Origin of the sequence: Pseudomonas sp. SBB6 (genome assembly GCF_024213215.1) — a bacterium.
GTDB classification, from domain to species: domain Bacteria; phylum Pseudomonadota; class Gammaproteobacteria; order Pseudomonadales; family Pseudomonadaceae; genus Aquipseudomonas; species Aquipseudomonas donghuensis.
Genome location: NZ_JANAVH010000003.1, coordinates 279,870 through 306,563, shown reverse-complemented (window position 1 = coordinate 306,563; position 26,694 = coordinate 279,870). Strand labels below are relative to the sequence as shown.

Annotated in this window: 29 protein-coding genes; 26 read left to right on the top strand and 3 right to left on the bottom strand. The window is 61.3% G+C overall.

The genetic code is table 11. The annotated features are described in order from the left end of the window. Positions 1 to 131: 131 nt before the first annotated feature. The 5 genes from NLX68_RS07550 (at position 132) to ispD (ending at position 5,196) form a co-directional block, all read left to right on the top strand. The gene (locus tag NLX68_RS07550; protein WP_010224826.1) at positions 132 to 1,760 is read left to right on the top strand and encodes a CTP synthase; all 1,629 of its coding nucleotides are present in this window, start codon (positions 132 to 134) and stop codon (positions 1,758 to 1,760) included. Between the two features lie 3 nt (positions 1,761 to 1,763). Further along, positions 1,764 to 2,609, top strand: a complete 846-nt coding sequence (gene kdsA / locus NLX68_RS07545) for a 3-deoxy-8-phosphooctulonate synthase (protein ID WP_010224824.1) — start codon at positions 1,764 to 1,766, stop codon at positions 2,607 to 2,609. 153 nt (positions 2,610 to 2,762) lie between these two features. Continuing rightward, on the top strand, positions 2,763 to 4,052 hold the full coding sequence (gene eno / locus NLX68_RS07540; protein ID WP_254283499.1) for a phosphopyruvate hydratase: 1,290 nt from the start codon (positions 2,763 to 2,765) through the stop codon (positions 4,050 to 4,052). Positions 4,053 to 4,213: 161 nt separating this feature from the next. After that, positions 4,214 to 4,492 (top strand): cell division protein FtsB, encoded by a 279-nt coding sequence (gene ftsB, locus NLX68_RS07535; RefSeq protein ID WP_010224820.1) that lies wholly within the window; start codon positions 4,214 to 4,216, stop codon positions 4,490 to 4,492. Beyond that, positions 4,489 to 5,196: a 2-C-methyl-D-erythritol 4-phosphate cytidylyltransferase gene (ispD, locus tag NLX68_RS07530; protein ID WP_254283498.1), complete on the top strand. Its 708-nt coding sequence runs from the start codon at positions 4,489 to 4,491 to the stop codon at positions 5,194 to 5,196. Before ftsB ends, ispD begins: the two co-directional genes overlap by 4 nt. A gap of 60 nt (positions 5,197 to 5,256) precedes the next feature. Here the strand turns inward: ispD and NLX68_RS07525 are convergent, their stop codons facing one another. Then, positions 5,257 to 6,153 carry a LysR substrate-binding domain-containing protein gene (locus NLX68_RS07525; protein WP_213570523.1) on the bottom strand — a complete coding sequence of 299 codons (897 nt, stop codon included), beginning with the start codon at positions 6,151 to 6,153 and terminating at the stop codon, positions 5,257 to 5,259. Between the two features lie 106 nt (positions 6,154 to 6,259). Here NLX68_RS07525 and NLX68_RS07520 point away from each other — a divergent pair, with 106 nt between their 5' ends. The 8 genes from NLX68_RS07520 (at position 6,260) to rpoS (ending at position 13,442) form a co-directional block, all read left to right on the top strand. Further along, entirely contained in the window at positions 6,260 to 7,372 is a 1,113-nt protein-coding gene (locus NLX68_RS07520; protein WP_010224814.1) for an S-(hydroxymethyl)glutathione dehydrogenase/class III alcohol dehydrogenase, read from the top strand. Between the two features lie 8 nt (positions 7,373 to 7,380). After that, positions 7,381 to 8,235, top strand: a complete 855-nt coding sequence (gene fghA, locus NLX68_RS07515) for an S-formylglutathione hydrolase (RefSeq protein WP_254283497.1) — start codon at positions 7,381 to 7,383, stop codon at positions 8,233 to 8,235. Between the two features lie 71 nt (positions 8,236 to 8,306). Next, entirely contained in the window at positions 8,307 to 8,780 is a 474-nt protein-coding gene (gene ispF, locus NLX68_RS07510; RefSeq protein WP_254283496.1) for a 2-C-methyl-D-erythritol 2,4-cyclodiphosphate synthase, read from the top strand. Then, positions 8,777 to 9,835, top strand: a complete 1,059-nt coding sequence (gene truD, locus NLX68_RS07505; RefSeq protein ID WP_254283495.1) for a tRNA pseudouridine(13) synthase TruD — start codon at positions 8,777 to 8,779, stop codon at positions 9,833 to 9,835. The genes ispF and truD overlap by 4 nt, the downstream gene beginning before the upstream one ends. Further along, entirely contained in the window at positions 9,823 to 10,572 is a 750-nt protein-coding gene (gene surE, locus NLX68_RS07500; protein WP_254283494.1) for a 5'/3'-nucleotidase SurE, read from the top strand. Before truD ends, surE begins: the two co-directional genes overlap by 13 nt. Beyond that, entirely contained in the window at positions 10,572 to 11,249 is a 678-nt protein-coding gene (locus NLX68_RS07495; protein ID WP_010224809.1) for a protein-L-isoaspartate(D-aspartate) O-methyltransferase, read from the top strand. The genes surE and NLX68_RS07495 overlap by 1 nt, the downstream gene beginning before the upstream one ends. A 179-nt stretch (positions 11,250 to 11,428) precedes the next feature. Beyond that, positions 11,429 to 12,328: a peptidoglycan DD-metalloendopeptidase family protein gene (locus tag NLX68_RS07490; protein WP_254283493.1), complete on the top strand. Its 900-nt coding sequence runs from the start codon at positions 11,429 to 11,431 to the stop codon at positions 12,326 to 12,328. A 106-nt stretch (positions 12,329 to 12,434) separates the two neighbouring features. Beyond that, positions 12,435 to 13,442 (top strand): RNA polymerase sigma factor RpoS, encoded by a 1,008-nt coding sequence (rpoS, locus tag NLX68_RS07485; protein WP_010224806.1) that lies wholly within the window; start codon positions 12,435 to 12,437, stop codon positions 13,440 to 13,442. A gap of 535 nt (positions 13,443 to 13,977) precedes the next feature. On the opposite strand, the gene fdxA is transcribed toward rpoS, so the two are convergent. Both fdxA and mutS read right to left on the bottom strand, forming a co-directional pair. Next, complete coding sequence (fdxA, locus tag NLX68_RS07480) at positions 13,978 to 14,301, bottom strand: ferredoxin FdxA (RefSeq protein ID WP_010224804.1); 324 nt, start codon at positions 14,299 to 14,301, stop codon at positions 13,978 to 13,980. 140 nt (positions 14,302 to 14,441) lie between these two features. Then, positions 14,442 to 17,009, bottom strand: coding sequence for a DNA mismatch repair protein MutS (gene mutS, locus NLX68_RS07475; protein WP_010224803.1), 2,568 nt, complete (start codon positions 17,007 to 17,009; stop codon positions 14,442 to 14,444). Between the two features lie 160 nt (positions 17,010 to 17,169). On the opposite strand from mutS, the gene NLX68_RS07470 reads away from it, so the two are divergent. From NLX68_RS07470 to NLX68_RS07410, 13 genes are all read left to right on the top strand, one after another. Then, a complete protein-coding gene (locus NLX68_RS07470) occupies positions 17,170 to 17,913 on the top strand; it encodes an XRE family transcriptional regulator (protein WP_026001408.1) in 744 nt (247 codons plus the stop codon). Positions 17,914 to 18,392: 479 nt separating this feature from the next. Then, entirely contained in the window at positions 18,393 to 18,755 is a 363-nt protein-coding gene (locus NLX68_RS07465; RefSeq protein ID WP_010224801.1) for a phage holin family protein, read from the top strand. Then, complete coding sequence (locus NLX68_RS07460; RefSeq protein WP_254283492.1) at positions 18,752 to 19,270, top strand: hypothetical protein; 519 nt, start codon at positions 18,752 to 18,754, stop codon at positions 19,268 to 19,270. Before NLX68_RS07465 ends, NLX68_RS07460 begins: the two co-directional genes overlap by 4 nt. After that, the gene (locus tag NLX68_RS07455; protein ID WP_036994087.1) at positions 19,267 to 19,827 is read left to right on the top strand and encodes a phage baseplate assembly protein V; all 561 of its coding nucleotides are present in this window, start codon (positions 19,267 to 19,269) and stop codon (positions 19,825 to 19,827) included. The genes NLX68_RS07460 and NLX68_RS07455 overlap by 4 nt, the downstream gene beginning before the upstream one ends. 46 nt (positions 19,828 to 19,873) lie before the next feature. Continuing rightward, on the top strand, positions 19,874 to 20,200 hold the full coding sequence (locus tag NLX68_RS07450) for a GPW/gp25 family protein (protein ID WP_100782997.1): 327 nt from the start codon (positions 19,874 to 19,876) through the stop codon (positions 20,198 to 20,200). Then, a complete protein-coding gene (locus NLX68_RS07445; protein WP_254283491.1) occupies positions 20,197 to 21,177 on the top strand; it encodes a baseplate J/gp47 family protein in 981 nt (326 codons plus the stop codon). Before NLX68_RS07450 ends, NLX68_RS07445 begins: the two co-directional genes overlap by 4 nt. Beyond that, complete coding sequence (locus tag NLX68_RS07440; protein ID WP_254283490.1) at positions 21,174 to 21,806, top strand: phage tail protein I; 633 nt, start codon at positions 21,174 to 21,176, stop codon at positions 21,804 to 21,806. Before NLX68_RS07445 ends, NLX68_RS07440 begins: the two co-directional genes overlap by 4 nt. Next, entirely contained in the window at positions 21,803 to 22,489 is a 687-nt protein-coding gene (locus NLX68_RS07435) for a phage tail protein (RefSeq protein WP_100783000.1), read from the top strand. Before NLX68_RS07440 ends, NLX68_RS07435 begins: the two co-directional genes overlap by 4 nt. Positions 22,490 to 22,494: 5 nt before the next feature. After that, complete coding sequence (locus NLX68_RS07430; protein WP_254283489.1) at positions 22,495 to 23,232, top strand: hypothetical protein; 738 nt, start codon at positions 22,495 to 22,497, stop codon at positions 23,230 to 23,232. A gap of 9 nt (positions 23,233 to 23,241) precedes the next feature. After that, positions 23,242 to 23,703, top strand: coding sequence for a hypothetical protein (locus NLX68_RS07425; protein WP_100783002.1), 462 nt, complete (start codon positions 23,242 to 23,244; stop codon positions 23,701 to 23,703). 73 nt (positions 23,704 to 23,776) lie between these two features. Further along, on the top strand, positions 23,777 to 24,658 hold the full coding sequence (locus NLX68_RS07420) for a baseplate J/gp47 family protein (RefSeq protein WP_254283488.1): 882 nt from the start codon (positions 23,777 to 23,779) through the stop codon (positions 24,656 to 24,658). 1 nt (position 24,659) lies between these two features. After that, positions 24,660 to 25,265 carry a phage tail protein I gene (locus NLX68_RS07415; RefSeq protein WP_254283487.1) on the top strand — a complete coding sequence of 202 codons (606 nt, stop codon included), beginning with the start codon at positions 24,660 to 24,662 and terminating at the stop codon, positions 25,263 to 25,265. Next, entirely contained in the window at positions 25,262 to 26,692 is a 1,431-nt protein-coding gene (locus NLX68_RS07410; protein WP_254283486.1) for a phage tail protein, read from the top strand. The genes NLX68_RS07415 and NLX68_RS07410 overlap by 4 nt, the downstream gene beginning before the upstream one ends. Positions 26,693 to 26,694: the final 2 nt, after the last annotated feature.

The following is a 26,694-nucleotide window of genomic DNA, read 5'->3' as shown; positions in this document are numbered from 1 at the left end:
ACCCCCGGTGTGACCAGACGCGGCAGTTTTTTAAGATGCACTGTGATTGACGCAGGTGATCGGGGGCTTCGGCCTTCCTTCGCTTTCCCCGGCGGCACTGACCGCTTTAACGCAGACTTCTAGGGTTTTTCATGACGCGCTACATATTCGTCACGGGCGGTGTTGTTTCTTCATTGGGGAAAGGCATTGCCTCGGCTTCATTGGCGGCCATCCTGGAGGCGCGGGGGCTCAAGGTCACCATGCTCAAGCTGGACCCGTACATCAACGTCGACCCGGGCACCATGAGCCCGTTCCAGCACGGTGAAGTGTTCGTCACCCACGACGGCGCCGAGACCGACCTGGACCTGGGCCACTACGAGCGGTTCATCCGCACGACCATGACCCAGAACAACAACTTCACCACTGGCCGTATCTACGAGCACGTGCTGCGCAAGGAGCGCCGTGGTGATTACCTGGGCGCGACCATCCAGGTCATTCCGCACATCACCGACGAGATCAAGCGCCGCATCATCAAGGGTGCCGGCGATGCCGACGTGGCCCTGGTGGAAATCGGCGGTACCGTGGGTGACATCGAGTCGCAACCGTTCCTCGAGGCTATCCGTCAGCTGCGCGTCGAAGTGGGCTCCAAGCGCGCCATGCTGATGCACCTGACCCTGGTTCCGTACATCGCCACCGCTGGCGAGACCAAGACCAAGCCGACCCAGCACTCGGTCAAGGAGCTGCGTTCCATCGGCCTGCAGCCTGACGTGCTGATCTGCCGCTCCGACCATCCGGTGGATGTCTCCTCGCGCCGCAAGATCGCCCTGTTCACCAACGTCGAAGAGCGTGCGGTGATCTCCCTGGAAGACGTCGACACCATCTACAAGATCCCGGCCGTATTGCACGCCCAGGGCCTGGATGACTTCGTCGTCGAGCGTTTCGGCCTGCAATGCAACGGTGCCGACCTGTCCGAGTGGGAAAAGGTCGTCGACGCCAAGCTCAACCCCGAGCACGAAGTCACCATCGCCATGGTCGGCAAGTACATGGAGCTGCTGGACGCCTACAAGTCGCTGATCGAAGCGATGAGCCATGCCGGCATCCAGAACCGCACCAAGGTCAACCTGCGCTACATCGACTCTGAAGACATCGAGAACCAGGGCACCAGCCTGCTCGAAGGCGCCGACGCGATCCTGGTACCAGGCGGTTTCGGTCTGCGTGGCGTCGAAGGCAAGATCACTGCCGTGCAGTACGCTCGCGAGAACAAGGTTCCGTACCTGGGTATCTGCCTGGGCATGCAGGTGGCGGTCATCGAATTCGCTCGTAACGTCATGGGCTGGAAAGACGCCAACTCCACCGAGTTCGATCGCAACAGCGGTCACCCGGTCGTTGGCCTGATCACTGAGTGGGAAGACGCCACCGGCGCGGTCGAAACCCGTACCGAAGCCTCTGACCTGGGCGGCACCATGCGTCTGGGCGCCCAGGAGTGCCAGCTGGAAAGCGGCTCCAAGGTCCACGATTGCTACGCCAAGGACGTGATCGTCGAGCGTCACCGTCACCGTTATGAAGTGAACAACAACCTGCTGCCGCAACTGGTCGAAGCCGGCCTGAAAGTCTCCGGTCGTTCCGGCGACGGCGCGCTGGTCGAAGTGGTCGAGTCCCAGGATCATCCATGGTTCGTCGCTTGCCAGTTCCACCCAGAGTTCACCTCGACTCCGCGTGACGGCCATCCGCTGTTCAGCGGCTTCGTCAAGGCGGCACTGGCTCAAAAGAACAAGGCCTGATTCATGACCCAGAAGATCATTCGCGTCGGTAACATCGAGATCGCCAACGACAAGCCGTTCGTCCTGTTCGGCGGCATGAACGTGCTGGAATCCCGTGACCTGGCCATGAAGGTCTGCGAAGAGTACGTGCGGGTTACCGAGAAACTCGGTATCCCTTACGTGTTCAAGGCCAGCTTCGACAAGGCCAACCGTTCGTCGATCAACTCCTACCGTGGCCCGGGCCTGGAAGAGGGGATGAAGATCTTCGAAGAGATCAAGAAGACCTTCAACGTGCCGGTCATCACCGACGTGCACGAGCCAGAGCAGGCTGCCGCGGTGGCCAAGGTCTGCGACATCATCCAGTTGCCGGCCTTTCTCTCGCGCCAGACCGACCTGGTGGTGGCCATGGCCAAGACCGGCGCGGTGATCAACATCAAGAAAGCCCAGTTCCTCGCACCCCAGGAGATGAAACACATCCTGACCAAGTGCGAAGAGGCCGGTAACGATCAGTTGATCCTCTGCGAGCGCGGTTCGAGCTTTGGTTACAACAACCTGGTAGTGGACATGCTCGGCTTCGGCATCATGAAGCAGTTCCAGTACCCGGTGTTCTTCGACGTCACCCATTCCCTGCAGATGCCGGGTGGTCGTGCCGATTCTGCCGGTGGTCGCCGCGCCCAGGTCACCGACCTGGCCAAGGCGGGCCTGAGCCAGGGCCTGGCCGGCCTGTTCCTCGAGGCGCATCCGGATCCGGACAACGCCAAGTGTGACGGTCCATGCGCCCTGCGCCTGGACAAACTGGAGCCTTTCCTGGCCCAGCTCAAGCAACTGGATGACCTGGTGAAGAGTTTTCCGACGGTAGAAACCGCGTAATCCTCGATTCTCCGGTAAAGTACCCCCCGTTCAACCTCTGACCCTCGGGTCAGGGGTCTGCTTTCGCCGGGCCTGCCTGTTTTACATTGCCCGGCGAGCGGCAAGATTTTTCTCAGCTGCGTTGTTTTCGTCAATTCTGGAGTGCTTACAACAATGGCAAAAATCGTCGACATCAAAGGTCGTGAAGTTCTCGATTCGCGTGGTAACCCTACCGTAGAAGCGGACGTGCTGCTCGACAACGGCATCATCGGCAGCGCCTGCGCGCCGTCCGGTGCTTCCACTGGCTCGCGCGAAGCGCTGGAGCTGCGTGATGGCGACAAGAGCCGTTACATGGGCAAGGGCGTACTGAAGGCAGTTGCCAACATCAACGGCCCGATCCGCGACCTGCTGCTGGGCAAGGACCCGGTTGACCAGAAAGCCCTCGACCGCGCCATGATCGAACTGGACGGTACCGAGAACAAGGCCAAGCTGGGCGCCAACGCCATCCTCGCCGTGTCCCTGGCTGCCGCCAAGGCCGCTGCCCAGGACCAGGACCTGCCGCTGTACGCGCACATCGCCAACCTCAACGGCACCCCAGGCCAGTACTCGATGCCGGTTCCGATGATGAACATCATCAACGGCGGCGAGCACGCCGACAACAACGTCGACATCCAGGAGTTCATGGTTCAGCCGGTGGGCGCCAAGACCTTCTCCGACGCGCTGCGCATGGGCACCGAGATTTTCCATCACCTCAAGGCTGTGCTGAAGGCCCGTGGCCTGAACACCGCCGTCGGTGACGAAGGTGGTTTCGCGCCTAACCTGGCGTCCAACGAAGACGCGCTGTCGGCCATCGCCGAAGCCGTCGCCAACGCCGGTTACACGCTGGGCACCGACGTGACCCTGGCCCTGGACTGCGCGGCCAGCGAATTCTACGAAGACGGCAAGTACAACCTGTCCGGTGAAGGCAAGTCCTTCGACGCCGCCGGTTTTGCCGACTACCTCAAAGGCCTGACCGAGCGTTTCCCGATCATCTCGATCGAAGACGGCCTGGACGAGTCCGACTGGGCTGGCTGGAAGATTCTGACCGACAAGATCGGTGACAAGGTGCAACTGGTCGGCGACGACCTGTTCGTGACCAACACCAAGATCCTGAAAGAAGGCATCGACAAGAGCATCGCCAACTCGATCCTGATCAAGTTCAACCAGATCGGCTCGCTGACCGAAACCCTGGAAGCCATCCAGATGGCCAAGGCTGCCGGTTACACTGCGGTGATCTCGCACCGTTCGGGCGAAACCGAAGACTCGACCATTGCCGACCTGGCCGTGGGTACCGCTGCCGGCCAGATCAAGACCGGTTCGCTGTGCCGTTCCGACCGCGTCTCCAAGTACAACCAGCTGCTGCGTATCGAAGAGCAACTGGGCAGCAAGGCTGTGTACCGTGGCCGTGCCGAGTTTCGCGGCTAAGCAAGAGATGGTAAAAAGACCGCAGCAAAGCGGCGCCGAACGGTCATACTGATCGTTCAGAGGCCCTTGCTGCAGGTGTCTGAACACAAAGCCTGGCTTCGGCCAGGCTTCGTGCCATCAGCGACCTGCAGATGTGGCGGTCTTTTCCACTGGATACCCTGATGCGCAGTCCTTATTGGTTGTTCCTCGTCTTGCTCCTGCTGCTCGGTGGCCTGCAGTATCGTCTGTGGGTGGGCAATGGCAGCCTGGCCCAGGTCGCCGAACTCAAGCAACAGATCGCTGACCAGCACGCTGAAAACGAGCGTTTGCTGGAGCGTAACCGCGTGCTTGATGCCGAAGTGCTGGAGCTGAAGAAAGGTATGGAAACCGTCGAAGAACGGGCTCGCCACGAACTGGGTATGGTCAAGGAGGGTGAAACCCTCTACCAGCTTGCCCAATGAACCAGACCTTGCCGGCCTTTTGGACCGTGATTCCCGCCGCGGGTGTTGGCGCCCGCATGGCTGCCGACCGTCCCAAGCAATACCTGCAACTGGGCGGGCAGACCATTCTCGAGCATAGCCTCGACTGTTTTCTTGACCATCCCTGTGTCAAAGGGGTGGTGGTCAGCGTTGCCGCTGACGATCCTTACTGGCCCGGTTTGCGCTGCGCCAGCGATCCACGTATCCAGCGCGCCGAAGGCGGTCGGGAGCGTGCCGACTCGGTGCTCAATGCCTTGCTGCTGCTGCACGCCCAGGGCGCGGCGGACAGCGACTGGGTGCTGGTGCATGACGCCGCGCGGCCGAACCTGGCACGCAGTGACCTCGACCGTCTGCTGGCCGAGCTTGCCGATGATCCGGTCGGTGGGCTGCTGGCGGTGCCGGCGCGCGATACGCTCAAGCGCGCGGATGCCAATGGTCGGGTCAGCACCACGATCGACCGCAGTACCGTGTGGCAGGCCTATACGCCGCAGATGTTCCGCCTCGGTGCCTTGCACAGGGCCTTGGCCGACAGCCTGGTGGCTGACGTGGCGATCACCGATGAGTCTTCGGCCATTGAATGGGCCGGGCAGGCGCCGCGCCTGATCGAAGGGCGCAGCGACAACATCAAGGTCACCCGCCCGGAAGACCTGGAGTGGCTGCGCCAGCGCTGGGCCAAGCGCGGTTGAGCACTCTTCGCGGGGCAAGCCCGCTCCTACAGTAGGAGCGGGCTTGCCCCGCGATGCTTTTCAGGCACCTCGATACTCAGGCAGTAACGCCAATCCCTCGCGCAGATAATCCACCAGCTTGCGCACCTTCGGCGACAGATGCCGCTGCTGCGGGTACAGCGCCCACACTGCTGTATTGGGCGGCTGATGGGCTTCTAGCAGCGACACCAGCGCGCCACTTTTGAGGTGTTCGAGTACGTAATAGTCTGGCAACTGACACAAACCCATCCCCTGCAACGCTGCATCCAGCACCGCCTGGCCACTGTTGCAGCGCCAGTTACCCTGAACCCGCTGGCCGATTTCCCGCCCATCCAGTTGCAAAGCCCAACTGTCGGAGCTGCCAATCAGGCAGTTGTGCCGCGCCAGCTCCGAGAGGCTGTGCGGCCGGCCGTAGCGTTCCAGGTAGGCGGGCGATGCACACAGGTACATGCGCCGCGGCGCCAGGCGCGTCGCCACCAGTCGCGAGTCTTGCAAACGGCCTAGGCGAATGGCCAGGTCCATGCCTTCATGCACCAGGTCCAGGGTGCGGTTGCTCAGTTCGATATCCACCCGCAATTGCGGGTACTGCGCCATGAAACGGGTTACCAGTGGCACGATAAAACGCTCGCCGTAGGCCACGGCGCAAGTCATGCGCAGCAGGCCCTTGGGTTCGCTGGTCAGGTCGCCCATGGCGCGCAGGGCTTCTTCGCGGCCATCTTGCAGGCGTTGGCAATGTTGCAGGAACGTCTGCCCGGCTTCGCTCAAGGTCACCCGCCGGGTGCTGCGATACAGCAGGCGGGTTTGCAGGCGTTCTTCAAGGCGGGCGATCTGCCGGCTGACGTGGGACGACGACACCCCCAGGCGCTCGGCGGCCGCAGTGAACTGCCCGGACTCGGCGACGGCGACGAACTCGTCGATGCCTTCCCAGCGATTGCTCATTGATTATCCCTGTGTGGCAATAATGTTTTGTCTTTGTCTGGATTATTCATCAAATGTCGATGAATTACACTGCCAGCTTGAACTGACCCTTTGCTGGAGAAGATTGATGATCAAGTCCCGTGCCGCCGTTGCCTTCGAGGCCAAGAAACCGCTGGAGATCGTCGAAGTCGACGTGGCCATGCCCAAGGCCGGCGAGGTGCTGCTGCGCGTGGTTGCCAGCGGTGTCTGCCATACCGACGCCTACACCCTGTCGGGTGCCGACCCGGAAGGCATCTTCCCGTCGATCCTTGGCCATGAAGGCGGTGCCATTGTCGAAGCCATCGGTGAGGGCGTGACCTCGGTTGCCGTTGGCGATCATGTGATCCCGCTGTATACCCCCGAGTGCGGCCAGTGCAAATTCTGCCGCTCCGGCAAGACCAACCTGTGCCAGGCCATCCGCGCCACTCAGGGCAAGGGCCTGATGCCCGACGGCACTACGCGTTTCTCCTACAAGGGTCAGCAACTGTTCCACTACATGGGCACCTCGACCTTTTCCGAGTACACCGTGCTGCCGGAAATCTCCGTGGCCAAAATCCAGAAGGAAGCACCGCTGGAGAAGGTCTGCCTGCTCGGTTGCGGCGTGACCACCGGTATCGGCGCAGTGCTCAACACCGCCAAGGTCAAGCCGGGTGACACCGTAGCCATCTTCGGCCTGGGCGGCATCGGCCTGTCGGCGATCATCGGTGCGGTCAAGGCCAAGGCCGCGCGAATCATTGCCGTGGACATCAACCCGGGCAAATTCGAGATCGCCAAACAGCTCGGCGCTACCGACTGCGTCAACCCGAAAGACTACGACCGTCCGATCCAGGAGGTGATTGTCGACCTCACCGACGGCGGTGTGGACTTCTCCTTCGAGTGCGTGGGTAACGTGCAACTGATGCGCGCGGCGCTGGAATGCTGTCACAAAGGCTGGGGTGAATCGGTGATCATCGGCGTTGCCGGTGCTGGCCAGGAAATATCCACTCGTCCGTTCCAGCTGGTCACCGGCCGGGTCTGGCGCGGTTCTGCCTTCGGTGGCGTACGTGGCCGCAGCGAGCTGCCAAGCTACGTGGAAATGGCGGAAAAAGGCGAAATCCCGCTGGATACGTTCATCACCCACACCATGGGCCTGGAAGACATCAACAAGGCATTCGACCTGATGCACGAAGGCAAGAGCATTCGCAGCGTCATCCACTTCTGAGGTCTGCCATGAGCCTGGAAAACATCTCCTGTCAGAAGAGCTTTGGTGGCTGGCATAAACGCTACCGTCATCGCTCCCAGGTGCTCGGCTGCGACATGGTGTTTGCCGTCTACCTGCCGCCGCAGGCCGAGCAGGGCGGCAAGCTGCCGGTGCTGTACTGGCTGAGCGGCCTGACCTGCACCGATGAGAACTTCATGCAAAAGGCCGGCGCCCACAAGCTGGCGGCCGAACTGGGGCTGATCATCGTCGCCCCCGACACCAGCCCGCGTGGCCCGCAGGTGCCGGGCGATCCGGAGGGTGCCTGGGACTTTGGCCTGGGTGCTGGTTTCTACCTCAACGCTACCGAACAGCCGTGGGCGCAGCACTACCGCATGCACGACTATGTGGTTGAGGAGTTGCCGGCTTTGGTCGAGGCGCATTTCCCGGCGTCCGCGCAGCGCGGTATCAGTGGTCACTCCATGGGCGGCCATGGTGCGCTGGTGTGCGCCTTGCGTAACCCCGGCCGCTATCGTTCAGTGTCGGCATTCGCGCCGATCAGCAACCCGATGGATTGCCCCTGGGGGCAGAAGGCTTTTAGCCGCTACCTGGGTGAAGACCGCTCCCGCTGGCGCGAGTGGGATGCCAGCGTGTTGCTTGCCCAGGACAGCGAGCGCTTGCCGTTGCTGGTCGACCAGGGCGATCGCGATGATTTTCTCGACAACCAGCTCAAGCCGCAGGTGCTCGAGCAGGCGGCCAAGGCAGCGGGCCATCCGCTGACGTTGCGGCTGCAGCCGGGGTATGACCACAGCTACTACTTCATCGCCAGCTTCATCGATGAGCACTTGCGTCATCATGCCGCAGCGCTGATCGGTGCGGGTAACTGATCCTACAAATCAAGCCCAAGCACCGGCAAAGCAGGTAGAATCACGCCCTGACTCAATCAGGGCGTTTTTTTATGCGTATTGGCCACGGCTACGATGTGCACCGTTTCGCGGAAGGCGATTTCATCACCTTGGGTGGGGTGCGCATTGCGCACAAGTTCGGGCTGCTGGCCCATTCCGATGGCGACGTCCTGCTGCACGCCCTGAGCGATGCCCTGCTGGGCGCTGCGGCGCTGGGCGATATCGGCAAGCACTTCCCCGACACCGATCCGCAGTTCAAGGGTGTAGACAGCCGCGTGTTGTTGCGCCATATCGTCAAGATCGTCCAGGCCAAGGGCTGGAAGGTCGGCAATATCGACGCCACCATCGTTGCCCAGGCGCCGAAGATGGCCCCGCATATCGACACCATGCGCCAGTTGATCGCCCAGGACCTGCAGGTCGAGCTGGACCAGGTCAACGTCAAGGCCACCACCACCGAAAAGCTCGGCTTCACCGGGCGTGAGGAAGGCATTGCCGTTCACGCCGTCGCGCTGTTGCTGCCGGCATGACCGAACTCGAACTGCTGGGCCCGCGTGCCGCGGGCGAAGCGCTGGGCAGCGCGATTCTCAAGGCCACCGCCGAAGACTTCCAGGTCGATGAAGTGCTCGACATTCCCCTGAGCGGGGCCGGTGAGCACTTGTGGCTGTGGGTCGAAAAACGCGACCTCAACACCGAAGAGGCTGCCCGCCGTCTGGCCCGCGCCGCGGGTGTGCCGGTACGCAGCATCAGCTATGCCGGCCTCAAGGACCGTCAGGCCCTGACCCGCCAATGGTTCAGCCTGCATTTGCCGGGCAAGGCCGACCCGGACCTGAGCGCCGCTGAAAACGAAACCCTGAGCATCCTCAAGCAAACCCGCCACTCGCGCAAACTGCAGCGGGGCGCGCATTCGGCCAATGGTTTTACCTTGCGCCTGACGGGCCTTAAGGCCGAGCGCGCGGCGCTGGATGCGCGGCTTGAGCAGATCCGCAGCCAGGGCGTGCCGAACTATTTCGGCACCCAGCGTTTCGGTCACGGCGGCGGCAATGTTCACGATGCCCGCGACTGGGCCAGCCGCCAGGCGTTGCCGGAGCAGCGCAACGTCCGCTCGCGGCTGCTCTCCAGCGCCCGCAGTTACCTGTTCAACCAGGTGCTGGCCCAGCGCGTCGCCGACGGCAGCTGGCAGCAGGCGCAGGTCGGTGATCTGCTGGCGTTTACCGACAGCCGCAGCTTTTTTCCGGCAGGCGAGGCCGAATGTTCCGATCCGCGCCTGGCCATTCTCGATCTGCACCCCACTGGCCCGCTATGGGGCGAAGGGCAGTCGGGCACCACGGGTGCGGCCGGCGCGCTCGAGCAACGCATCGGTGAACAGCACGCTGCCTTGTGCCAATGGCTGGCTCGGGCGGGCATGAGTCACGAACGACGCATTCTGCGACTGCCCATTAGCGGGCTGACGTGGCATTATCCTGAGCCTGATATCCTGCAACTGGAATTCGTCCTTCCGGCCGGATGCTTCGCCACCGTGGTGGTGCGCGAGCTTGTTGATCTGGTGCCGGCAGGGCAGACGGACAGCCCATGCGTATTCTGATTTCGAACGACGACGGGGTTACCGCACCCGGTCTCGCCGCGCTGCATGCTGCGCTGGCGGATTATGCCGAATGTGTGGTGATCGCCCCGGACCAGGACAAAAGCGGCGCCAGCAGTTCGCTGACGCTCGACCGGCCGTTGTGCCCGCAAACCCTGGCCAATGGTTTTATCAGCCTCAACGGCACGCCGACCGATTGTGTCCACCTGGGGCTCAATGGCCTGCTGGAGAACACCCCGGACATGGTGGTTTCAGGTATCAACCTGGGCGCCAACCTGGGCGATGATGTGCTGTATTCCGGCACGGTGGCTGCGGCGCTGGAAGGGCGCTTTCTGGGTGGTACCTCGTTTGCCTTCTCGTTGCTCTCGCGCTTGCCCGACAACCTGCCGACAGCCGCCTATTTCGCGCGTAAACTGGTTGAGGCCCACGCCAGTCTCGAACTGCCGCCGCGTACGGTGCTCAACGTCAACATCCCCAACCTGCCGCTGGAGCACATCCGTGGTATCCAGTTGACCCGCCTGGGCCATCGTGCCCGCGCGGCGGCGCCGACCAAGGTGGTCAACCCGCGGGGCAAGGAAGGTTACTGGATCGCCGTGGCCGGTGATGCCGAAGACGGTGGCCCGGGTACGGATTTTCATGCGGTGATGCAGGGCTATGTCTCGATCACGCCGCTGCAGCTTGACCGGACCTTCAACGATGCCTTCGAGCGCCTCGATGGCTGGCTGGAGGGGCTACTCTGATGCGCGAACAGGATGATCTGATGCGCCATGGTATCGGTTTTACCTCTGAGCGAACCCGTGAACGGCTGATCAAGCGCCTGATCGAGGAGGGGGTATCCAACCCCAAGGTGATCGACGTGCTGCGCCGTACGCCGCGGCACTTGTTTGTCGATGAGGCCCTGGCCCACCGCGCCTACGAAGACACGGCCCTGCCGATCGGCAACAACCAGACCATTTCGCAGCCGTTCATGGTTGCGCACATGAGCGAGTTGCTGCTCGAAGCCGGGCCGCTCGACAAAGTGCTGGAGATCGGTACCGGCTCGGGATACCAGACCGCGATACTGGCACAACTGGTCGAGCGGGTGTTTTCCGTTGAGCGCATCAAGGTGTTGCAGGATCGCGCCAAGGAGCGCCTGATCGAGCTGAACCTGCGCAACGTGGTGTTTCGTTGGGGCGATGGCTGCGAAGGCTGGCCGGCACTGGCACCGTACAATGGCATCATCGTTACTGCCGTGGCGCCAGAAGTGCCTCAGGCCTTGCTCGACCAACTCGCCCCGGGCGGGCGCATGGTCATTCCGGTGGGGCCGGCCGGCGAAACCCAGCACTTGATGCTGATCGTGCGCGAAGAGCACGGCTTCTCGCGGCGGGTACTGGGAGCCGTGCGTTTTGTGCCGTTGCTCACCGGGCCACTGGCCTGACCGGGCTTTTTTTTCACCCGGGCGAATTTCGGCGGCATTGCCCTGTCTATCTGGCGGGCTACCATAGTCTGTTGCAGATCACCTTTGGCAATTGCCTGACGTCCGCATGGCGGCGCGCTCGGGTATAATTGCAACAATATTGCATTTTTTTCATCGGTCACCATTAGAGGGAGCGGCGGGTGGGTCACACAATCATTCGGCAGCGCAGGGATCCATCACGCTTCAAGCTTCTGCTGATTGCACTGGCCGTGGGTACGCTGGTGACGGGGTGCTCCAGCACGTCTTCCAACAGTGTCCGGGTGGTCGATCGCAACAACGCTGCCCCTAAGCGCCCTGTGGTCACTACCGGCCAATACGTGGTGCGTCCCGGCGACACCCTGTTCTCCATTGCCTTTCGCTATGGCTGGGACTACAAGGCCCTGGCTGCACGCAATGGCATCACCCCGCCCTATACCATTCGCCCGGGACAGGCGATCCGTTTCGACGGCCGCTCCAGTGGCCCGGCGCCGGTAGCGGGCACCACGGTGGTTGCCAGCACGCCGTCGTCCTCCATCAAGACCACTATCATCAAGCGACCGCTCGATAGCACTGGCAAGCCGATAGCGTCCCCTGCCACCACAGCGCCTGCAACCACGCCAACCACCCCGTCCGTTGCTCCGGTGGTGGCTACCACTGCACCCGCGCAAGTCCCTCCTGCAGGGCGCTCCACGGCCGGTTGGGCCTGGCCGGCCAACGGAGTATTGATTGGGAAATTTGCTTCAAACGGTAGTTTGAATAAAGGCGTTGATATCGCCGGTGATTTGGGACAGCCTGTTTTTGCTGCATCTGATGGTTCGGTTGTCTACGCCGGGAGTGGCTTGCGGGGCTACGGCGAGTTGGTAATCATCAAGCACAACGATACCTACGTCAGTGCCTACGGCCACAACCGCAGGCTTTTGGTTCGGGAGGGACAGCAGGTCAAGGTAGGGCAGACAATTGCCGAAATGGGGTCCACGGGTACAGACCGGGTGAAGCTTCATTTTGAAATTCGCCGCCAGGGCAAACCTGTCGATCCACTGCAATTCCTGCCACGTCGTTGATTGCTAGGCCCAGCCTGTTCCTCGCGTAGAGGGGACGGGCTCCAGCGCTGCCAAGGATTAAGGCGCCGCTTGAGTCTGAGTTCGAACTCAGCAAAGGACTATAACAATGGCTCTCAGTAAAGAAGTGCCGGAGTTTGACATCGACGATGAAGTTCTCCTGATGGAGACCGGCATCGTTTTGGAAACGGATGTGATGTCAGACGAACCTGCTGTACCTACGGTTCGGACCAAGGCTAAACAGAGCTCTACGCTCAAACAGCACAAGTACATCGACTACACTCGGGCACTTGATGCGACCCAGCTGTACCTCAACGAAATCGGTTTTTCACCACTGCTCTCGCCGGAAGAAGAAGTGCACTTTGCGCGCTTGTCGCAACGTGGCGATCCGGCCGGGCGCAAGCGCATGATCGAAAGCAACCTGCGCCTGGTGGTAAAAATCGCCCGGCGTTATGTCAACCGGGGGCTTTCGCTGCTCGACCTGATCGAGGAGGGCAACCTCGGCCTGATCCGTGCGGTCGAGAAGTTCGATCCGGAACGTGGTTTCCGCTTTTCTACCTACGCCACCTGGTGGATCCGGCAGACCATTGAACGGGCGATCATGAACCAGACCCGTACCATTCGCTTGCCCATTCATGTGGTCAAGGAGCTCAACGTCTACCTGCGCGCCGCCCGCGAACTAACCCAGAAGCTCGATCACGAACCGTCCCCGGAAGAGATTGCCAGCCTGCTGGAAAAACCGGTCGGTGAGGTCAAGCGCATGCTTGGGCTCAACGAACGGGTCTCGTCGGTGGACGTATCCCTGGGGCCTGATTCGGACAAGACCCTGCTCGATACCCTGACCGACGACCGTCCAACCGATCCGTGCGAACTGCTTCAGGATGACGATCTGTCCCAGAGCATCGACCAGTGGCTGAGCGAGCTGACCGACAAGCAGCGTGAGGTGGTCATTCGCCGCTTTGGCCTGCGCGGTCACGAAAGCAGCACGCTGGAGGATGTTGGCCTGGAGATTGGTCTGACGCGGGAGCGTGTACGGCAGATTCAGGTAGAAGGGCTCAAGCGCCTGCGTGAGATCCTCGAGAAGAATGGGTTGTCCAGCGAGTCGCTTTTCCAGTAAAAAGCCGCGATATCGCAGTGAAGAACGCCCCGACCTTTCGGGGCGTTTTTGCATCTGGCTCAAGCGGAATACCTGAGAATGGTTTCCCGATGACGTTCTTGAAACATCAGGGTTTGGACGAGGTCCGACGGCGATGTTGGTACTGTTCTAGTTCATGTAAGTCATCGCTTACCCGTGATGTAAGCCATAGCTGTACGCTGTAGTAAATCGTTGTCGTTTTCAGTGTGCGCTTTTGTTTAACTTATTGATATATAACGATTATTTTGTTTGTGACAGTATGGTTACCGCAGCTTTTTGAGAGCTTTATGCGGTTGTCGTAAATCTTGGACGCGTTAGTATTTGTCCTGTGTCTACGGACTGACACAGGCTTTCAAGGATGAGGGCCAAGGACATCGCAGGATGCGATTCATCAGGATGATGAAAGGGAACAAAGGGACTACGGAAAAAATGTGGGCGGGTTAAACCGCCCCTTTTTTTTGCCCGCAACAAACATGAAAAAAGGCCCTTGAAGGGCCTTTTTTGTTGATCCTTGCGCTTAGCGCTCCAGATCGGCGATCTTGCCTGGCTTGCCATCCCACTCTGCGGCATCTGGCAACGAATCTTTCTTTTCAGTGATGTTCGGCCAGATTTCCGCCAGTTCAGCATTGAGCTCGATGAAGTTTTCCATGCCCGCAGGCACTTCGTCTTCCGAGAAAATGGCGACGGCGGGGCATTCAGGCTCGCACAGTGCACAGTCGATGCACTCGTCCGGGTGAATGACCAGGAAGTTCGGGCCTTCGTAGAAGCAGTCCACCGGACAGACTTCTACGCAGTCGGTGTACTTGCACTTGATGCAGTTGTCGGTGACGACGAAGGTCATTTCTAATTCTCTCCTCAGGCGACGGCAGCGGTGCCCTTCCAGACAGGGCCGCTCGGTTTGGTTGTTCGGCTGCAGGCCAGGCTAGTAACCTGCAGCGCCACCAAACCGCGCGGGATTCTATCAGCTTGTGCGGGCGCGCGTTATAACAGAGTCTTCAGTGTATAGAGCATTTCGATAGCATGACGCGGCGTCATGTTGTCCAGGTCCAGCTTTCCGAGCTTCTCGATGGCCGGATGCGGGAGGCTGGCAAACAGGTCGCTCTGGTGCGGGACGGCTGGCGCACCTTGCTGCAAGGCGGGTGTTTCGTGAGGCAGGCTGGCGGTTTCCAGCCGGCCGAGATGTTCGCGAGCACGCTGGATCACCGGCGACGGTACACCGGCAAGCTGCGCCACGGCCAGGCCGTAGCTCTGGCTGGCAGGGCCTGGCAGCACGTGGTGCAGGAACACGATGCGCTCGTTGTGCTCGGTGGCATTCAGGTGCACGTTGGCCACCAGCGGTTCGCTCTCCGGCAGTACCGTCAGCTCGAAGTAGTGAGTGGCGAACAGGGTGTAGGCACGCAACTGCGCCAGGCGCTCGGCGGCGGCCCAGGCCAGCGACAGGCCATCGAAGGTACTGGTGCCGCGGCCGACTTCGTCCATCAGCACCAGGCTGCGCTCGGTGGCGTTGTGCAGGATGTTGGCGGTTTCGCTCATCTCGACCATGAAGGTCGAACGGCCACCGGCCAGGTCATCGCTGGAGCCGATGCGGGTGAAGATGCGGTCGACCAGCGACAGTTCGCAGGCCGCGGCCGGGACGAAGCTGCCGATATGCGCCATCAGCACGATCAGCGCGGTCTGGCGCATGTAGGTGGATTTACCGCCCATGTTCGGGCCGGTGATCACCAGCATCCGGGTGTTGTCATCCAGCGCCAGGTCGTTGGCCACGAACGGCGTGGTCAGCACCTGCTCGACCACCGGGTGACGACCCTGGCTGATGCGCATGCACGGCTCGTCGACGAAGCTTGGGCAGTTCAGGTCCAGGTTCAGCGCGCGCTCGGCAAGGTTGCTCAGTACGTCGAGCTCGGCCAGGGCCGCAGCGGTGTCCTGCAAGGGTGCCAGGTGGCCGATCAGGTTTTCCAGCAGCGCGTCGTAGAGCATCTTCTCGCGGGCAAGCGCGCGACTTTTGGCCGACAACGCCTTGTCTTCGAAGGTTTTCAGCTCCGGAGTGATAAAGCGCTCGGCGCCCTTGAGGGTCTGGCGGCGGATATAGTCGGCCGGCGCCTGCTCGGCCTGTTTGCTCGGCAGCTCGATGAAATAGCCGTGCACGCGGTTGTAGCCGACCTTGAGGTTGGCCAGGCCCGTGCGGGCTTTCTCGCGCGCTTCCAGGTCGATCAGGAACTGCCCGGCGTTCTCGCTCATGGCCAGCAGTTCGTCCAGCTCGCTGTCGTAGCCGGTCTTGAGCACGCCGCCGTCGCGGATGACCGCCGGCGGGTTGTCGATGATGGCTTTTGCCAGCAGGTCGGCCAGCTCCGGGTAGGTGCCGGCGATGGCTGCCAGGCGCGCCAAGTGCGGCGCCTCAAGCTCGGCCATGGCGCTCTGCAGCTCGGGCAGGGCGCCGAGGGCATCGCGCAGGCGCGCCAGGTCCCGTGGACGGGCGTTGCGCAGGCCGATGCGGGCGAGGATACGCTCGATGTCGCCGATTTCCTTGAGCTGCGGTTGCAGCTTCTCGAAGCGATAGCCGTCGAGCAGGCAACGAATCGAGCCTTGACGCGCCTGCAGCACTTTCAGGTCGCGCAACGGGCGGTTCAGCCAGCGGGTCAGCAAACGGCTGCCCATGGCGGTCTGGCAGCGGTCGATCACCGACTGCAGGGTGTTGTCGCGGCCACCGGCCAGGTTCACATCCAGCTCGAGGTTGCGCCGGCTGGCGCCGTCGAGCACCACGGTATCGTCCAGGCGTTCATGCTTGAGGCTGCGCAGGTGCGGCAGGGCGGTACGCTGGGTTTCCTTGGCGTAGCCGAGCAGGCAGCCGGCGGCGCCGATGGCCAGGGTCAGTTTCTCGCAGCCAAAACCCTTGAGGTCCTGGGTGGCGAACTGTTGGCAAAGGCTTTTGCGTGCCGAATCGCGATCGAAATCCCAGGGCGCACGACGGCGCGCGCCGCGACGTTTTTCCGCTGGCAGGCCCTGGGGCCAATCATCGGGGATCAGCAACTCGACCGGGTTGATGCGTTCGAGCTCAGCCAGCAGGTTTTCCCAGCCCTTGATCTCGAGCACGCTGAAGTTGCCGCTGGTAATGTCCAGCACGGCCAGGCCGAACAGGCGCTCGTCACCCAGCACGGCGGCGATCAGGTTGTCGCGACGCTCGTCGAGCAGGGCTTCGTCACTGACCGTGCCGGGGGTGATGATGCGCACCACCTGGCGCTCCACCGGGCCCTTGCTGGTGGCCGGGTCGCCGATCTGCTCGCAGATCACCACCGACTCGCCCAGCTTCACCAGCTTGGCCAGGTAGCCCTCGGCCGCATGGAAGGGGATACCGCACATGGGGATCGACTGGCCCGCCGACTGGCCGCGGGCGGTCAGGGTGATGTCCAGGAGTTTGGCGGCCTTCTTCGCGTCTTCGTAGAAGATCTCGTAGAAATCGCCCATGCGGTAGAACATCAGCTGGTCCGGGTGCTGGTTTTTCAGCTTCCAGTACTGCTGCATCATCGGGGTGTGTGCGGAAAGATCGCTCATTGCAAAAACTTGGCTCGCAGTGTCGTTGTAGACCAAAGGCAAGCGGGCAATGGTACAGGGATTTTGCCTGGGCTGCCGAGGGCAAACGGGCGGGCGCGACCATTTGTCCGTGCATATCCATGCATAACGGTGTTTGCATTCTATTTAAGTCCCCGGCATTATGCATTTTATGCAAAAACGCAACGTAGCATCCGTCCTCAGAGCACTGCTCGATCGCCACGGTCTCTCCCCCACGGAGCTGCACCGGCGTACTGGCGTGCCGCAATCCACCCTGTCGCGCATTCTCAGCGAGAAGATCGTCGATCCGTCCGATAAGCATGTGTCGAAGATTGCCGAATATTTCGGCGTCAGCACTGACCAGCTACGCGGTCGCGTCGAGCTCGGTGAAAGCCGCGAAGCCGCGCCCGCACGCAGCCACGCCGAGTTGCGCGACATCAGCCTGTGGGATGACGACACCCCCGTCGAGGACGACGAGGTGTCCATTCCGTTTCTTCGCGAGGTCGAGTTGGCTGCAGGATCAGGAAGATTCGTCATCGAAGAAAGCGAGAAGGCCAGCCTGCGTTTTGGCAAGCGCAGCCTGCGCCACAACGGCGTGCAGTTCGACCAGGCCAAGTGCGTGACGGTACGCGGTAACAGCATGTTGCCGGTACTGCGCGATGGCGCCACGGTCGGTGTCAACGCCGGCAAGAGCGGCATCGGCGACATCGTCGACGGTGACCTGTACGCCATCAACCATAATGGTCAGCTGCGGGTTAAGCAGCTTTATCGCCTGCCTACCGGCATTCGCCTGCGCAGCTTCAACCGCGACGAACACCCGGATGAAGACTACAGCTTCCAGCAGATGCAGGAAGAACAGATCAGCATCCTCGGCCATGTGTTCTGGTGGGGTATGTACGCGCGCTGAGTAGTCCGTGCCTTCTGAAAACCCGCTTCGGCGGGTTTTTTTTCGCCTTCAGAAAACCCCACCAACCCAGGTAGATCAAGGCTTACATGCGTAGGTGCATTTCCCTATGCATAAATATTTCCACAAATGCATTGACTGCATATGCATCAGTGCATAATCTTTGTCTCAAGCCGGTCGACACCGGTAGTGACAAAGGCAGCGATGAACAGGCCTGAACTGTTCAGAGGGTTGGCAACTGGCCCGGGTGTGCAGCGTAAAGCACCAGAAGCAGTTATCCGGCGGGCAGGTGGCCGCGGCCGGAGGAACAATTTGAAGCGGAGTCGCCCAGCGCACCAGTCGTGGCGGGCGGTTCGACAACGCATTACTGAAAAGCCTGGGGAGGCCGGGCTTTTTGGAATGCCGAGTGATCGGCGCTTGAACATCAGAACAACCCTGCGGGTCCTCAGGGCTATGTGGGATAACAAAAAGGAGACAGGACAGTGACAAACGAACAACAGACGTTGCTGGAAATGCCGATCTGGTTGGTGGTCGTCCTGGCGTTGCTGGGCGGAGTGTCCGGTGAGATGTGGCGTGCCGACAAGGCCGGTGCGCATGGCTGGGCATTGTTTCGGCGGTTGGTATTGCGCTCGGGAGCCTGCATGGTCTGTGGCGTTTCGACTGTGATGCTGCTGTATGCCAGCGGGTTGTCGATCTGGACGGCCAGTGCTTTTGGCTGCCTGACGGCGATGGCCGGTGCTGATGTCGCCATAGGCCTGTATGAGCGATGGGCGGCCAAGCGCTTGGGCCTGGAGCAACCGGCAGTGGGGCAGGCGGGCGATTGTGAGCGGGAGGACCGACAGTGAGCGAGTTACAGACGTTACACGAGGCCATCACCGCGACCATCACGGCCGCCATGCCTCAGCTTGAAACCGTTGCCGCCTATACCGCAACGGATCAGAACACAGCGCTGCCGGCGCTGTACCACGCCATGACCAATCTCAAGCCCGGAACTGATCCGGGCGATGGCCGCTGTTGCCTCCTGGCAACCTTCGAAGCGCGCATCCTGGTCGATGCCAGTGTTGCGCAGGCGCCATTGCAGGTGGCGACTTTGGCAACGCAACTGACGGTTTTGTTGCGCCAGCAGTACTGGCAAATGAACTTTGTCGAAGCCGCGAAAAATGTCCTGGCTTCGGTGGTTCAACCCCCAGCAGGCTCGCCTTCACCAATCAGTTGGCTGGTGCAGTGGGAGCAGGTCCTGTACCTGGGGGCCGAGCAGTGGCCATGGCCCAATGAACCAGGCCCGCTGGCCTTTGCCTTCAGCCCCGACACCGGCCCGGGCTTTGAGGCGGATTACCAATCGCCGGAGGACATGCCATGAGCTACGCCAGCGCCATGCACGACCGTATGCTCGCCGGTCTGGTGATTCCCTGTCGAGTGGTGGCCGTTGACCTTGCCGCCGCCCGAGTGCGGGTGTCCGACGGCGCCGGTTGGACCAGCGCCTGGTTGCGCTGGCACAGCCAGGCCGCCGGCAAGGCCCGCCACTGGCGTGCGCCCAGCCTCAACGAACAGGGGGTGCTGATCAGCCCGAGTGGCGAGCCGGCGCAAGGTACTTTTGTGCCGGGCCTGTACGGCAATGCCGGCGATCAGCCGGACAACCGCGAGCATGTCGAGGTCTGGCGTTTCGACGATGGTGGCTCGCTGGTCTACGACTGGCAGGCCCGCAGTTACAGCATCGAGTTGCCCAGCGGTACCGTCAGCATCAAGGTTGGCAGCAGTTCGGCAGTGGTGACTGACCAGGCCATCACTGCGAATGCCGCGAGCATCAGCCTGACCGGTGAGGTGCAGATCAGCGGGCCCCTACGGGTGACCGGTGACATCCTCGGCGGTGGCAAGATCATCGACACCGGCGGCAACACCGCCAATCACAAACACTGAAAACCAGCCCGCCCACTGCGGGCTTTTTTACGCCTGGAGAACATCAATGATCGGCATGGATCGCCGGAGCGGCCAGCCGTTATCCGGCATTGCACATTTGCGCCAATCCATCGAGGACATCCTCAGCACACCGCTCGGCAGCCGGCGCATGCGCCCGGAATACGGCAGCAAGCTGCGCCGCTTCGTCGATTTGCCGGTCAATGAAGGCTGGAAAAGTGCGGTGCAGGCAGAGGTGGCGCGCGCATTGGGCCGGTGGGAGCCGCGTCTGAAGCTGGAGCGGGTCAGGGTGACGGCGGTGGTGGGTGGGCAGATCACGCTGCAGTTGACTGGGGTCTACCTTGCGCAACCGACCAGCCTGGAGGTCATCGCATGATTGACCTGTCCTTGTTACCTGCGCCGGATGTGCTGGAAACCCTTGAGTTCGAAACGCTGTATCAGCAAGTGCTGGAGGATTTTCGTCTGCAGATGGGCGATCAATGGAGCGCGCTGCTGGAGTCCGACCCGGTGGTCAAACTGCTGGAAGTGGCAGCCTATCAGAAGCTGCTCGGCCGGGCCCGGGTCAACGATGCGGCCAAGGCCAGCCTGCTGGCTTATGCCAAGGGCGCGGACCTGGACAATCGCGCGGCCGACTATGGCGTGCGGCGCCTGGTGATTACGCCTGCCGATCCCGATGCCGTGCCCCCAGTGGCGGCGGTGCTGGAAGGCGATAGCGAGTTGCGCTACCGCACCCGCTTGTCGCTGGAAGCTTTATCGGTAGCCGGCAGTCGCGGCGCCTACGAATTCCATGGGCTTAGCGCGTCGGCCAATGTCGCCAGCGTGTCGGTGGATTCGCCAACCTTCAAGGGTGTGGCGATCAGTGCCGCGCTGCAGGCGCAACTGCCGGCCGGCGCCATTGTCCTGGTGTGTGACTATGACGCCGGGTTGGACAAGCCCTTGCCGGGCGATGTGGCGCTGGCTGTTCTGCCTCGAATTGACAGCCCGGTGCCGGGCAACGAGCTGGTTGGCGCCGTGGAGGCTGCGCTTTCGGCTGAGGACGTGCGCCCGCTGACCGACCGGCCGCGCGTGCAGCTTGGCCAGCCGACCGAGTTCAGCGTGGTGGCGGCCCTGGAGCTGGAAGCCGGGCCGGATCCACTGGTGGTCGAAGCCGAGGTGCGGGCCGCGTTGGATGGCGCTATCGCCCAGGCCAGGCAACTGCAGGGGCTGTTGCCGATTTCGGCCATTTACGCCGCGCTGCATACCGCGGGTGTTCGGCGGGTGCGAATTACCCAGCCGACTGCGGATGTCATCAGCGACAAACGTCACTATCCAAGTTGTCGCCGCATCACCTTGAGCACCGAGGTGGTCACATGAGCCTGCTTCCGCACAACTCGACAGCGTTTGAGCAAGCCTTATTGGCAGCCTGCGACCTGAACATCGATGCGCAGATCATCCACGGTGTGGCCGACTCGGCACGTTGCCCGCCCAACTTTCTACCCTGGCTTGCCTGGGCGCTAAAGGTCGATGGTTGGGAAGCGGCCGAATCCGAAGCGCAGCAACGTGAGCTGATTCACGAGGCGATTCCGGTGCACAAGACCAAGGGCACGGTAGGCGCGGTGCGCCGGGTGCTCAAGGCGGTGCGGGTCAATTCGCAATTCAGGGAGTGGCAACAGATTCCCGGTGCCGCACCCTACACCTTCGAGCTGACCGCCTGGGCCAACGACAACCGCCCAGGCGAGGGCTCGATTCTTTCGCCACAGCTCTATGCCCGGCTGCGCGCCCTGGTCGATGCGGCGAAAAACGAGCGCAGCCATTATCAGTTTCGCCTGGGCGCCGGCTTTGACGGCGGCCTGCGCCTGGCCAACGCCGCCAACTTCTGTGCCCTGGTTCGGCGATCGGCCGAGGCTATGGGCGTTCCAATCAATGCGCAACAGGGTCTGCAGCTCGCCAACGCGGCGCGGGCCCGTATCGTCGTGCGCGGCACGATGGAGGCAGTGCTATGAGTACCCCCTTGCAACCTGTCATTACCAAGGCCGGCCTGGCCGCGATCTGGCGGGCGGACAACACCGGCCTGGCGGCTGAAATCAGCCATGTGGTGCTGGGCACGTCGGGCTACACACCGAATGCCGAGCAGAAAAGCCTGAAAGCGCAGACCGCTAAATACCCCATTTCCGGTGGTGAGCGCATGGGCAATAACCAGCTTCACCTCACTGCGGTAGCGGATGGCGATCGTGCTTTCTGGGTGCGTGAAGTCGGCTTCCTGCTCAGCGACGGCACCTTGCTGGCGGTGTGGTCACACCCGACCGAAGCCTTGGCCTACAAGCCTTCAGGAACCGACCTACTGCTCGCCTACGACCTGTCACTGGCGGCCTTGCCGGCCAACAGCGTGACCATCGTCAGCGGTGCGACCGGGCTCAACCTGACCTTGGCGGCGCCGCTGGCGGCCCAGGCATCGGCGTTGATCGCTGAGCAACTGCGCGGTTTGCAGCAGCAGGACCGGCTGGATGATCAAGCCACTCGCCAGCGGATCGCAGGTGAGCAGATTGCCAACCTGATCGAACGTATGAAAGCGGTGGAACAACGCCAAAGCACAGACCGCGACGGCCTGTTGAGCGCTACGGTGAGCAATGCAGCGGCGGTCATCGCACTGCAGAAGCTCGTTATTGAAAACATGCACGGAGCATAAGACCGATGAGTCTTGAGACTGATGTTGCCAATTTGGTGACGAAAACGACTGATTTGATCAGTTACTTCAATGGCAAGAAGGCGGGGATTGATGCGGCGGTTGCGTCGGCTGTTGCCGCTGTGCCGAATATGGAACGATCGTGGTTCGTCGACTTTCTAGCAGGCAATGATAAGGGCGTCGGAAGTGCACAAGAGCCTTTCAAAACTATCAACCAAGCAGTAGCCAGTACTCCGGTGGGCGGTGTCTGTAACGTCCGCCTGATGAGCGACTACACGCATAGCGGCGCTCTGCTTGTGTCGCTGAATAAACTCAATATTTGCAGCGATACCCCTGGTGTTAAACGTAAGTTCAATATCAGTTATTACCTCGCCGGAGATGGAAACAACGGCCTGTCGGGCTTCGTATTGGCGTCAGGGGAAGGCCTGGGTTTTCTGGATATTACGCTGACCCTGCCAAGTCCGTCCGGAGTTACGCCGCCGCCGGTAGGGACGGCCAATATCATGCTCAAGTCCTACAGTGTCCAGATCGTTGCTTGCCAAGCACTCAAGCTTGCAGCGTGCGATGTACAGATGGCTGCGGATTTTTCCGGATATTTGATGCTTTATCACAACAATGCAGTGATTTTTCAAGCGGTTACAACTAGCTTTCCTGCCGCTTTCCCTGGTCGCTACATTTTCGGCGTGGCTGGTGGTACACCGTCCAAGGATTTGAGTAACGTCCTGACCAACTTGGCCACCTTGTAGGGATTCAACATGCAAAAGCAAAACCTCTTTGTAACTCACGGTGGCACCAGTTACGCCGGCTACGACTATGAAGCACTGCCGTTGGCTGCCGCGCTTGTCGTTGTAGCCCAGCAAATCGATCTGGCTGCAGATCATTCACGTATTGCTGTGCTTGGTGACTCCTTGCGGGTGGCTGAATACCAGTTGGCCGAGGAAGAAGCCAAGGCTTTCGAAGCAATTCACTTCGCAGGAGAAATGCCACCGGCTGTAAAGGCTTGGGCAGACGCCGCCAACCTGCCACCGCAAGCAGCGGCCGAAAGCATCCTCACTGAGGCAAATGCCTGGAAAGCCGCCCTGTATGCCATTCGCGCCGCCCGCCTGAAGGGCAAACAGTCCGCGCTCAAGGCCAGCAGCCACGATGAGGCTGAAGCCATTGCCGATCAGGCTATTGCCGCCATTCGCGCCAGCGTGGTCGGTGTCGGCAACGCCTGAGAGTCTGGAGCATGTTTGAGCGCCCCGACCTTCGGGGCGTTTTCGTTTCTGCAGCAGGCCGGGAGGTAACGGCATGAGTAGTGTGGATCTTTCGGCGCTGCCCGCGCCGCAGGTGCTGGAAGACCTCGATTTCGAGGCGCTCTTCCAGACCGACCTGGCGACCTTCCGGTCGCATATGGGCGACAACTGGGACGCCGTAGTCGAAAGCGACCCGGTGAACAAACTGCTGGAAGTCGGTGCCTACCGCAAGCTGCTCAACCGCGCACGGGTCAACGACGCCGCCAAGGCGCTGTTACTGGCCTATGCGCAAGGTTCCGACCTGGACCAACTGGCGGCCAATGTGCAACTGCAGCGGCTGGTGGTGCAGGCCGGGGACACAAACACGGTGCCGCCAGCGCCGCAGGTGCTCGAAGCAGACGATGCCCTGCGTGAGCGGGTGCAACTGGTCTATGAAGGGCTGACCACCGCCGGCCCGCGCAACAGTTACATCCTGCATGCCCGCAATGCGTCCGGCCAGGTGGCTGATGCCACGGCCGAAAGCCCGTCGCCGGCTCAGGTAGTGGTGACGGTACTGGCGCTCGAAGGCGATGGCAGTGCCGCAGCAGCGCTGCTGGAAACCGTGCGGCTCAAGCTCAATGACGATGACGTGCGCCCGGTTGGCGACCGCTTGACGGTGCAAAGTGCGCAAATCCTGCGCTATCGCATTGATGCGGTGGTGCACATGAGCGGTAGCGGTCCGGAAATCGAAGCGACGCTTGCCGAGTGCAAACGCCGGTTGCAAGCCTGGATCAATCCGCGCCGACGCCTGGGTGCTGAAGTGGCCCGCTCGGGCGTGGATGCCCAGTTGCATATCAACGGCGTCAGCCGGGTCGACCTGAACAACTGGACCGACATCCGCCCGACCCAGGCGCAAGCGGCCTGGTGCGACGGGGTCACCGTGACCCGGGGGAGCTGACATGGACAGCCTGCTCCCGCTCAACAGTACCGATCTCGAACACGCCATCGAGGCCGCCGGCGTTGAAACCACCGAAGTCCCCCTGCGTGCGCTGTACAACCCCGACACCTGCCCGGCGCACCTGTTGCATCAACTGGCCTGGGCCTGGTCGGTAGACCGCTGGGATGAAACCTGGCCAGAGGCAATCAAGCGTTCGGTAATCCGCTCGGCGTTCTACGTGCATGCACACAAGGGCACCATCGGTGCGCTTCGCCGGGTGGTGGAGCCGCTGGGTTACCTGATTGAAGTGAAGGAGTGGTGGCAGACGGTACCGCAAGGTGTGCCGGGTACCTTTGCGCTTCAGGTCGGGGTGCTGGAGAACGGAATCTCCGAAGAGATGTACCTGGAACTGACCCGGCTGATCGAAGACGCCAAGCCGGTCAGCCGCCACCTGACTGGGTTGGCGATCACGCTCGCGAGCAATGGTTATTTGCGCCTGGGAGTGAGCCTTTCTGAAGGCGATGAAATCGACATCTATCCGCCGGCCTCACGCGACATCGAAGTCAGCGGCAGCTACGGCCATGTTGGCCGCGAACACCAAATTGAAACCCTGGACGTGTACTCATGACAGACCAGACAAGCCAGTTCTTCGCCATCCTCACGGCGGTGGGGGAGGCCAAACAGGCCAATGCCAACGCCCTGGGCGTGCCTTGGACCTTTGCACAAATGGGGGTTGGCGATGCCAACCTGACCGACCCGATCCCGTCGAGGGATCAGAAAAAGCTCATCAACGAACGCCGCAGGGCACCGCTCAACCAGGTCAAGGTCGACCCGGACAACGCCAGCGTCATCATCGCCGAGCAGGTGATACCGCCGGATGTGGGGGGGTGGTGGATTCGCGAAATCGGCCTGTATGACGCTGACGGTGACCTGGTTGCGGTGGCCAACTGTGCGCCGAGTTTCAAGCCGTTGCTCAATCAGGGCACCGGCAAGACTCAGGTGGTGCGGCTCAACATTATCGTGACCAGTACTGCCAATGTGCAGTTGAAGATTGACCCGGCCGTAGTGCTGGCCACCCGTGAGTACGTTGACTCGCTGATTTTGAGCGTGCTGCCGCCAAACAAGACAGTAGGCACTTTCACGAAGGTCAGAACCAATGAGCGTGGCATTGTGCAGGAGGGCTTCAACCCGACAACCCTGGCCGGGTATGGCATCGTGGATGCGATTCCCAACCTGAACCCTCTACCTGGTGGAAGCCTGGATGTTCATGCGGGTTTGTACGGATTCCTGTCGTCTGTTTCGGAATCGGTCTTGGCTCAGAATTGCTATTTCAATGGGGTCGATTGGGTTCGGCATAACCCCAATGCGACGGCAATTTGCATCGCTGCTTCAAACGGCAATTTGTTCATTCGTCGCTCCAAGGCCGGGACTAACCCGATTGTGTGGGAAACCACCTCTACCGCGCTGGACACCTCGAACATCGAATTCAGCCATCTGCATCAGCTGCCGCAGACGCTGGCGGGATACGGCATCACCGACGCAGTCAATACGATGGACAAAGCCAGCCAGGCCGAGGCGGAAGCGGGGGTAAGTAGCAGTAAGTGGATGACGCCCAAAGGAGTTTTTCAGGCGATTTATAAAGCCGTTATCCAAGCGACCGAGACCGTGTTGGGTGTGGCGAAAGTAGCGACTCAGGCAATGGTTAACGCAGGAGTTGATGACACCACGTTTGTCACACCTAAAAAGCTTCGTTGGGGCTTTCTGATGAGCATTGGTAGCTCCGGGTTCATTGTCTTTCCTGAGTTTCTGGGTGGTTTAGTGGTCCAGTGGGGCGGCTTGTTTGTTTCTGGCGGTAGCCAAGGATCGGACATAACCATGCCGCTGGCGTTCCCTAACGCGGGCTATGGCCTGTGGCCGATGTGGGCACAAGTTGTACAGGTAACCGATACTGCTCCCACGTTCATGGGCAGCTTTCTGGACAAGACCAAGTATCGAATCTTCACCAATCAGGCGCTCGGCAATTACGGCGTTGTCTGGTTCGCCATCGGGAAGTAACC

Coding starts and splice junctions, on each gene's coding strand:
- NLX68_RS07550 (WP_010224826.1), top strand. CDS start 132: ATGACGCGCTACATATTCGTCACGGGCGGTGTTGTTTCTTCATTGGGG.
- kdsA (WP_010224824.1), top strand. CDS start 1,764: ATGACCCAGAAGATCATTCGCGTCGGTAACATCGAGATCGCCAACGAC.
- eno (WP_254283499.1), top strand. CDS start 2,763: ATGGCAAAAATCGTCGACATCAAAGGTCGTGAAGTTCTCGATTCGCGT.
- ftsB (WP_010224820.1), top strand. CDS start 4,214: ATGCGCAGTCCTTATTGGTTGTTCCTCGTCTTGCTCCTGCTGCTCGGT.
- ispD (WP_254283498.1), top strand. CDS start 4,489: ATGAACCAGACCTTGCCGGCCTTTTGGACCGTGATTCCCGCCGCGGGT.
- NLX68_RS07525 (WP_213570523.1), bottom strand. CDS start 6,153: ATGAGCAATCGCTGGGAAGGCATCGACGAGTTCGTCGCCGTCGCCGAG.
- NLX68_RS07520 (WP_010224814.1), top strand. CDS start 6,260: ATGATCAAGTCCCGTGCCGCCGTTGCCTTCGAGGCCAAGAAACCGCTG.
- fghA (WP_254283497.1), top strand. CDS start 7,381: ATGAGCCTGGAAAACATCTCCTGTCAGAAGAGCTTTGGTGGCTGGCAT.
- ispF (WP_254283496.1), top strand. CDS start 8,307: ATGCGTATTGGCCACGGCTACGATGTGCACCGTTTCGCGGAAGGCGAT.
- truD (WP_254283495.1), top strand. CDS start 8,777: ATGACCGAACTCGAACTGCTGGGCCCGCGTGCCGCGGGCGAAGCGCTG.
- surE (WP_254283494.1), top strand. CDS start 9,823: ATGCGTATTCTGATTTCGAACGACGACGGGGTTACCGCACCCGGTCTC.
- NLX68_RS07495 (WP_010224809.1), top strand. CDS start 10,572: ATGCGCGAACAGGATGATCTGATGCGCCATGGTATCGGTTTTACCTCT.
- rpoS (WP_010224806.1), top strand. CDS start 12,435: ATGGCTCTCAGTAAAGAAGTGCCGGAGTTTGACATCGACGATGAAGTT.
- fdxA (WP_010224804.1), bottom strand. CDS start 14,301: ATGACCTTCGTCGTCACCGACAACTGCATCAAGTGCAAGTACACCGAC.
- mutS (WP_010224803.1), bottom strand. CDS start 17,009: ATGAGCGATCTTTCCGCACACACCCCGATGATGCAGCAGTACTGGAAG.
- NLX68_RS07470 (WP_026001408.1), top strand. CDS start 17,170: ATGCATTTTATGCAAAAACGCAACGTAGCATCCGTCCTCAGAGCACTG.
- NLX68_RS07455 (WP_036994087.1), top strand. CDS start 19,267: ATGAGCTACGCCAGCGCCATGCACGACCGTATGCTCGCCGGTCTGGTG.
- NLX68_RS07450 (WP_100782997.1), top strand. CDS start 19,874: ATGATCGGCATGGATCGCCGGAGCGGCCAGCCGTTATCCGGCATTGCA.
- NLX68_RS07445 (WP_254283491.1), top strand. CDS start 20,197: ATGATTGACCTGTCCTTGTTACCTGCGCCGGATGTGCTGGAAACCCTT.
- NLX68_RS07440 (WP_254283490.1), top strand. CDS start 21,174: ATGAGCCTGCTTCCGCACAACTCGACAGCGTTTGAGCAAGCCTTATTG.
- NLX68_RS07435 (WP_100783000.1), top strand. CDS start 21,803: ATGAGTACCCCCTTGCAACCTGTCATTACCAAGGCCGGCCTGGCCGCG.
- NLX68_RS07430 (WP_254283489.1), top strand. CDS start 22,495: ATGAGTCTTGAGACTGATGTTGCCAATTTGGTGACGAAAACGACTGAT.
- NLX68_RS07425 (WP_100783002.1), top strand. CDS start 23,242: ATGCAAAAGCAAAACCTCTTTGTAACTCACGGTGGCACCAGTTACGCC.
- NLX68_RS07420 (WP_254283488.1), top strand. CDS start 23,777: ATGAGTAGTGTGGATCTTTCGGCGCTGCCCGCGCCGCAGGTGCTGGAA.
- NLX68_RS07415 (WP_254283487.1), top strand. CDS start 24,660: ATGGACAGCCTGCTCCCGCTCAACAGTACCGATCTCGAACACGCCATC.
- NLX68_RS07410 (WP_254283486.1), top strand. CDS start 25,262: ATGACAGACCAGACAAGCCAGTTCTTCGCCATCCTCACGGCGGTGGGG.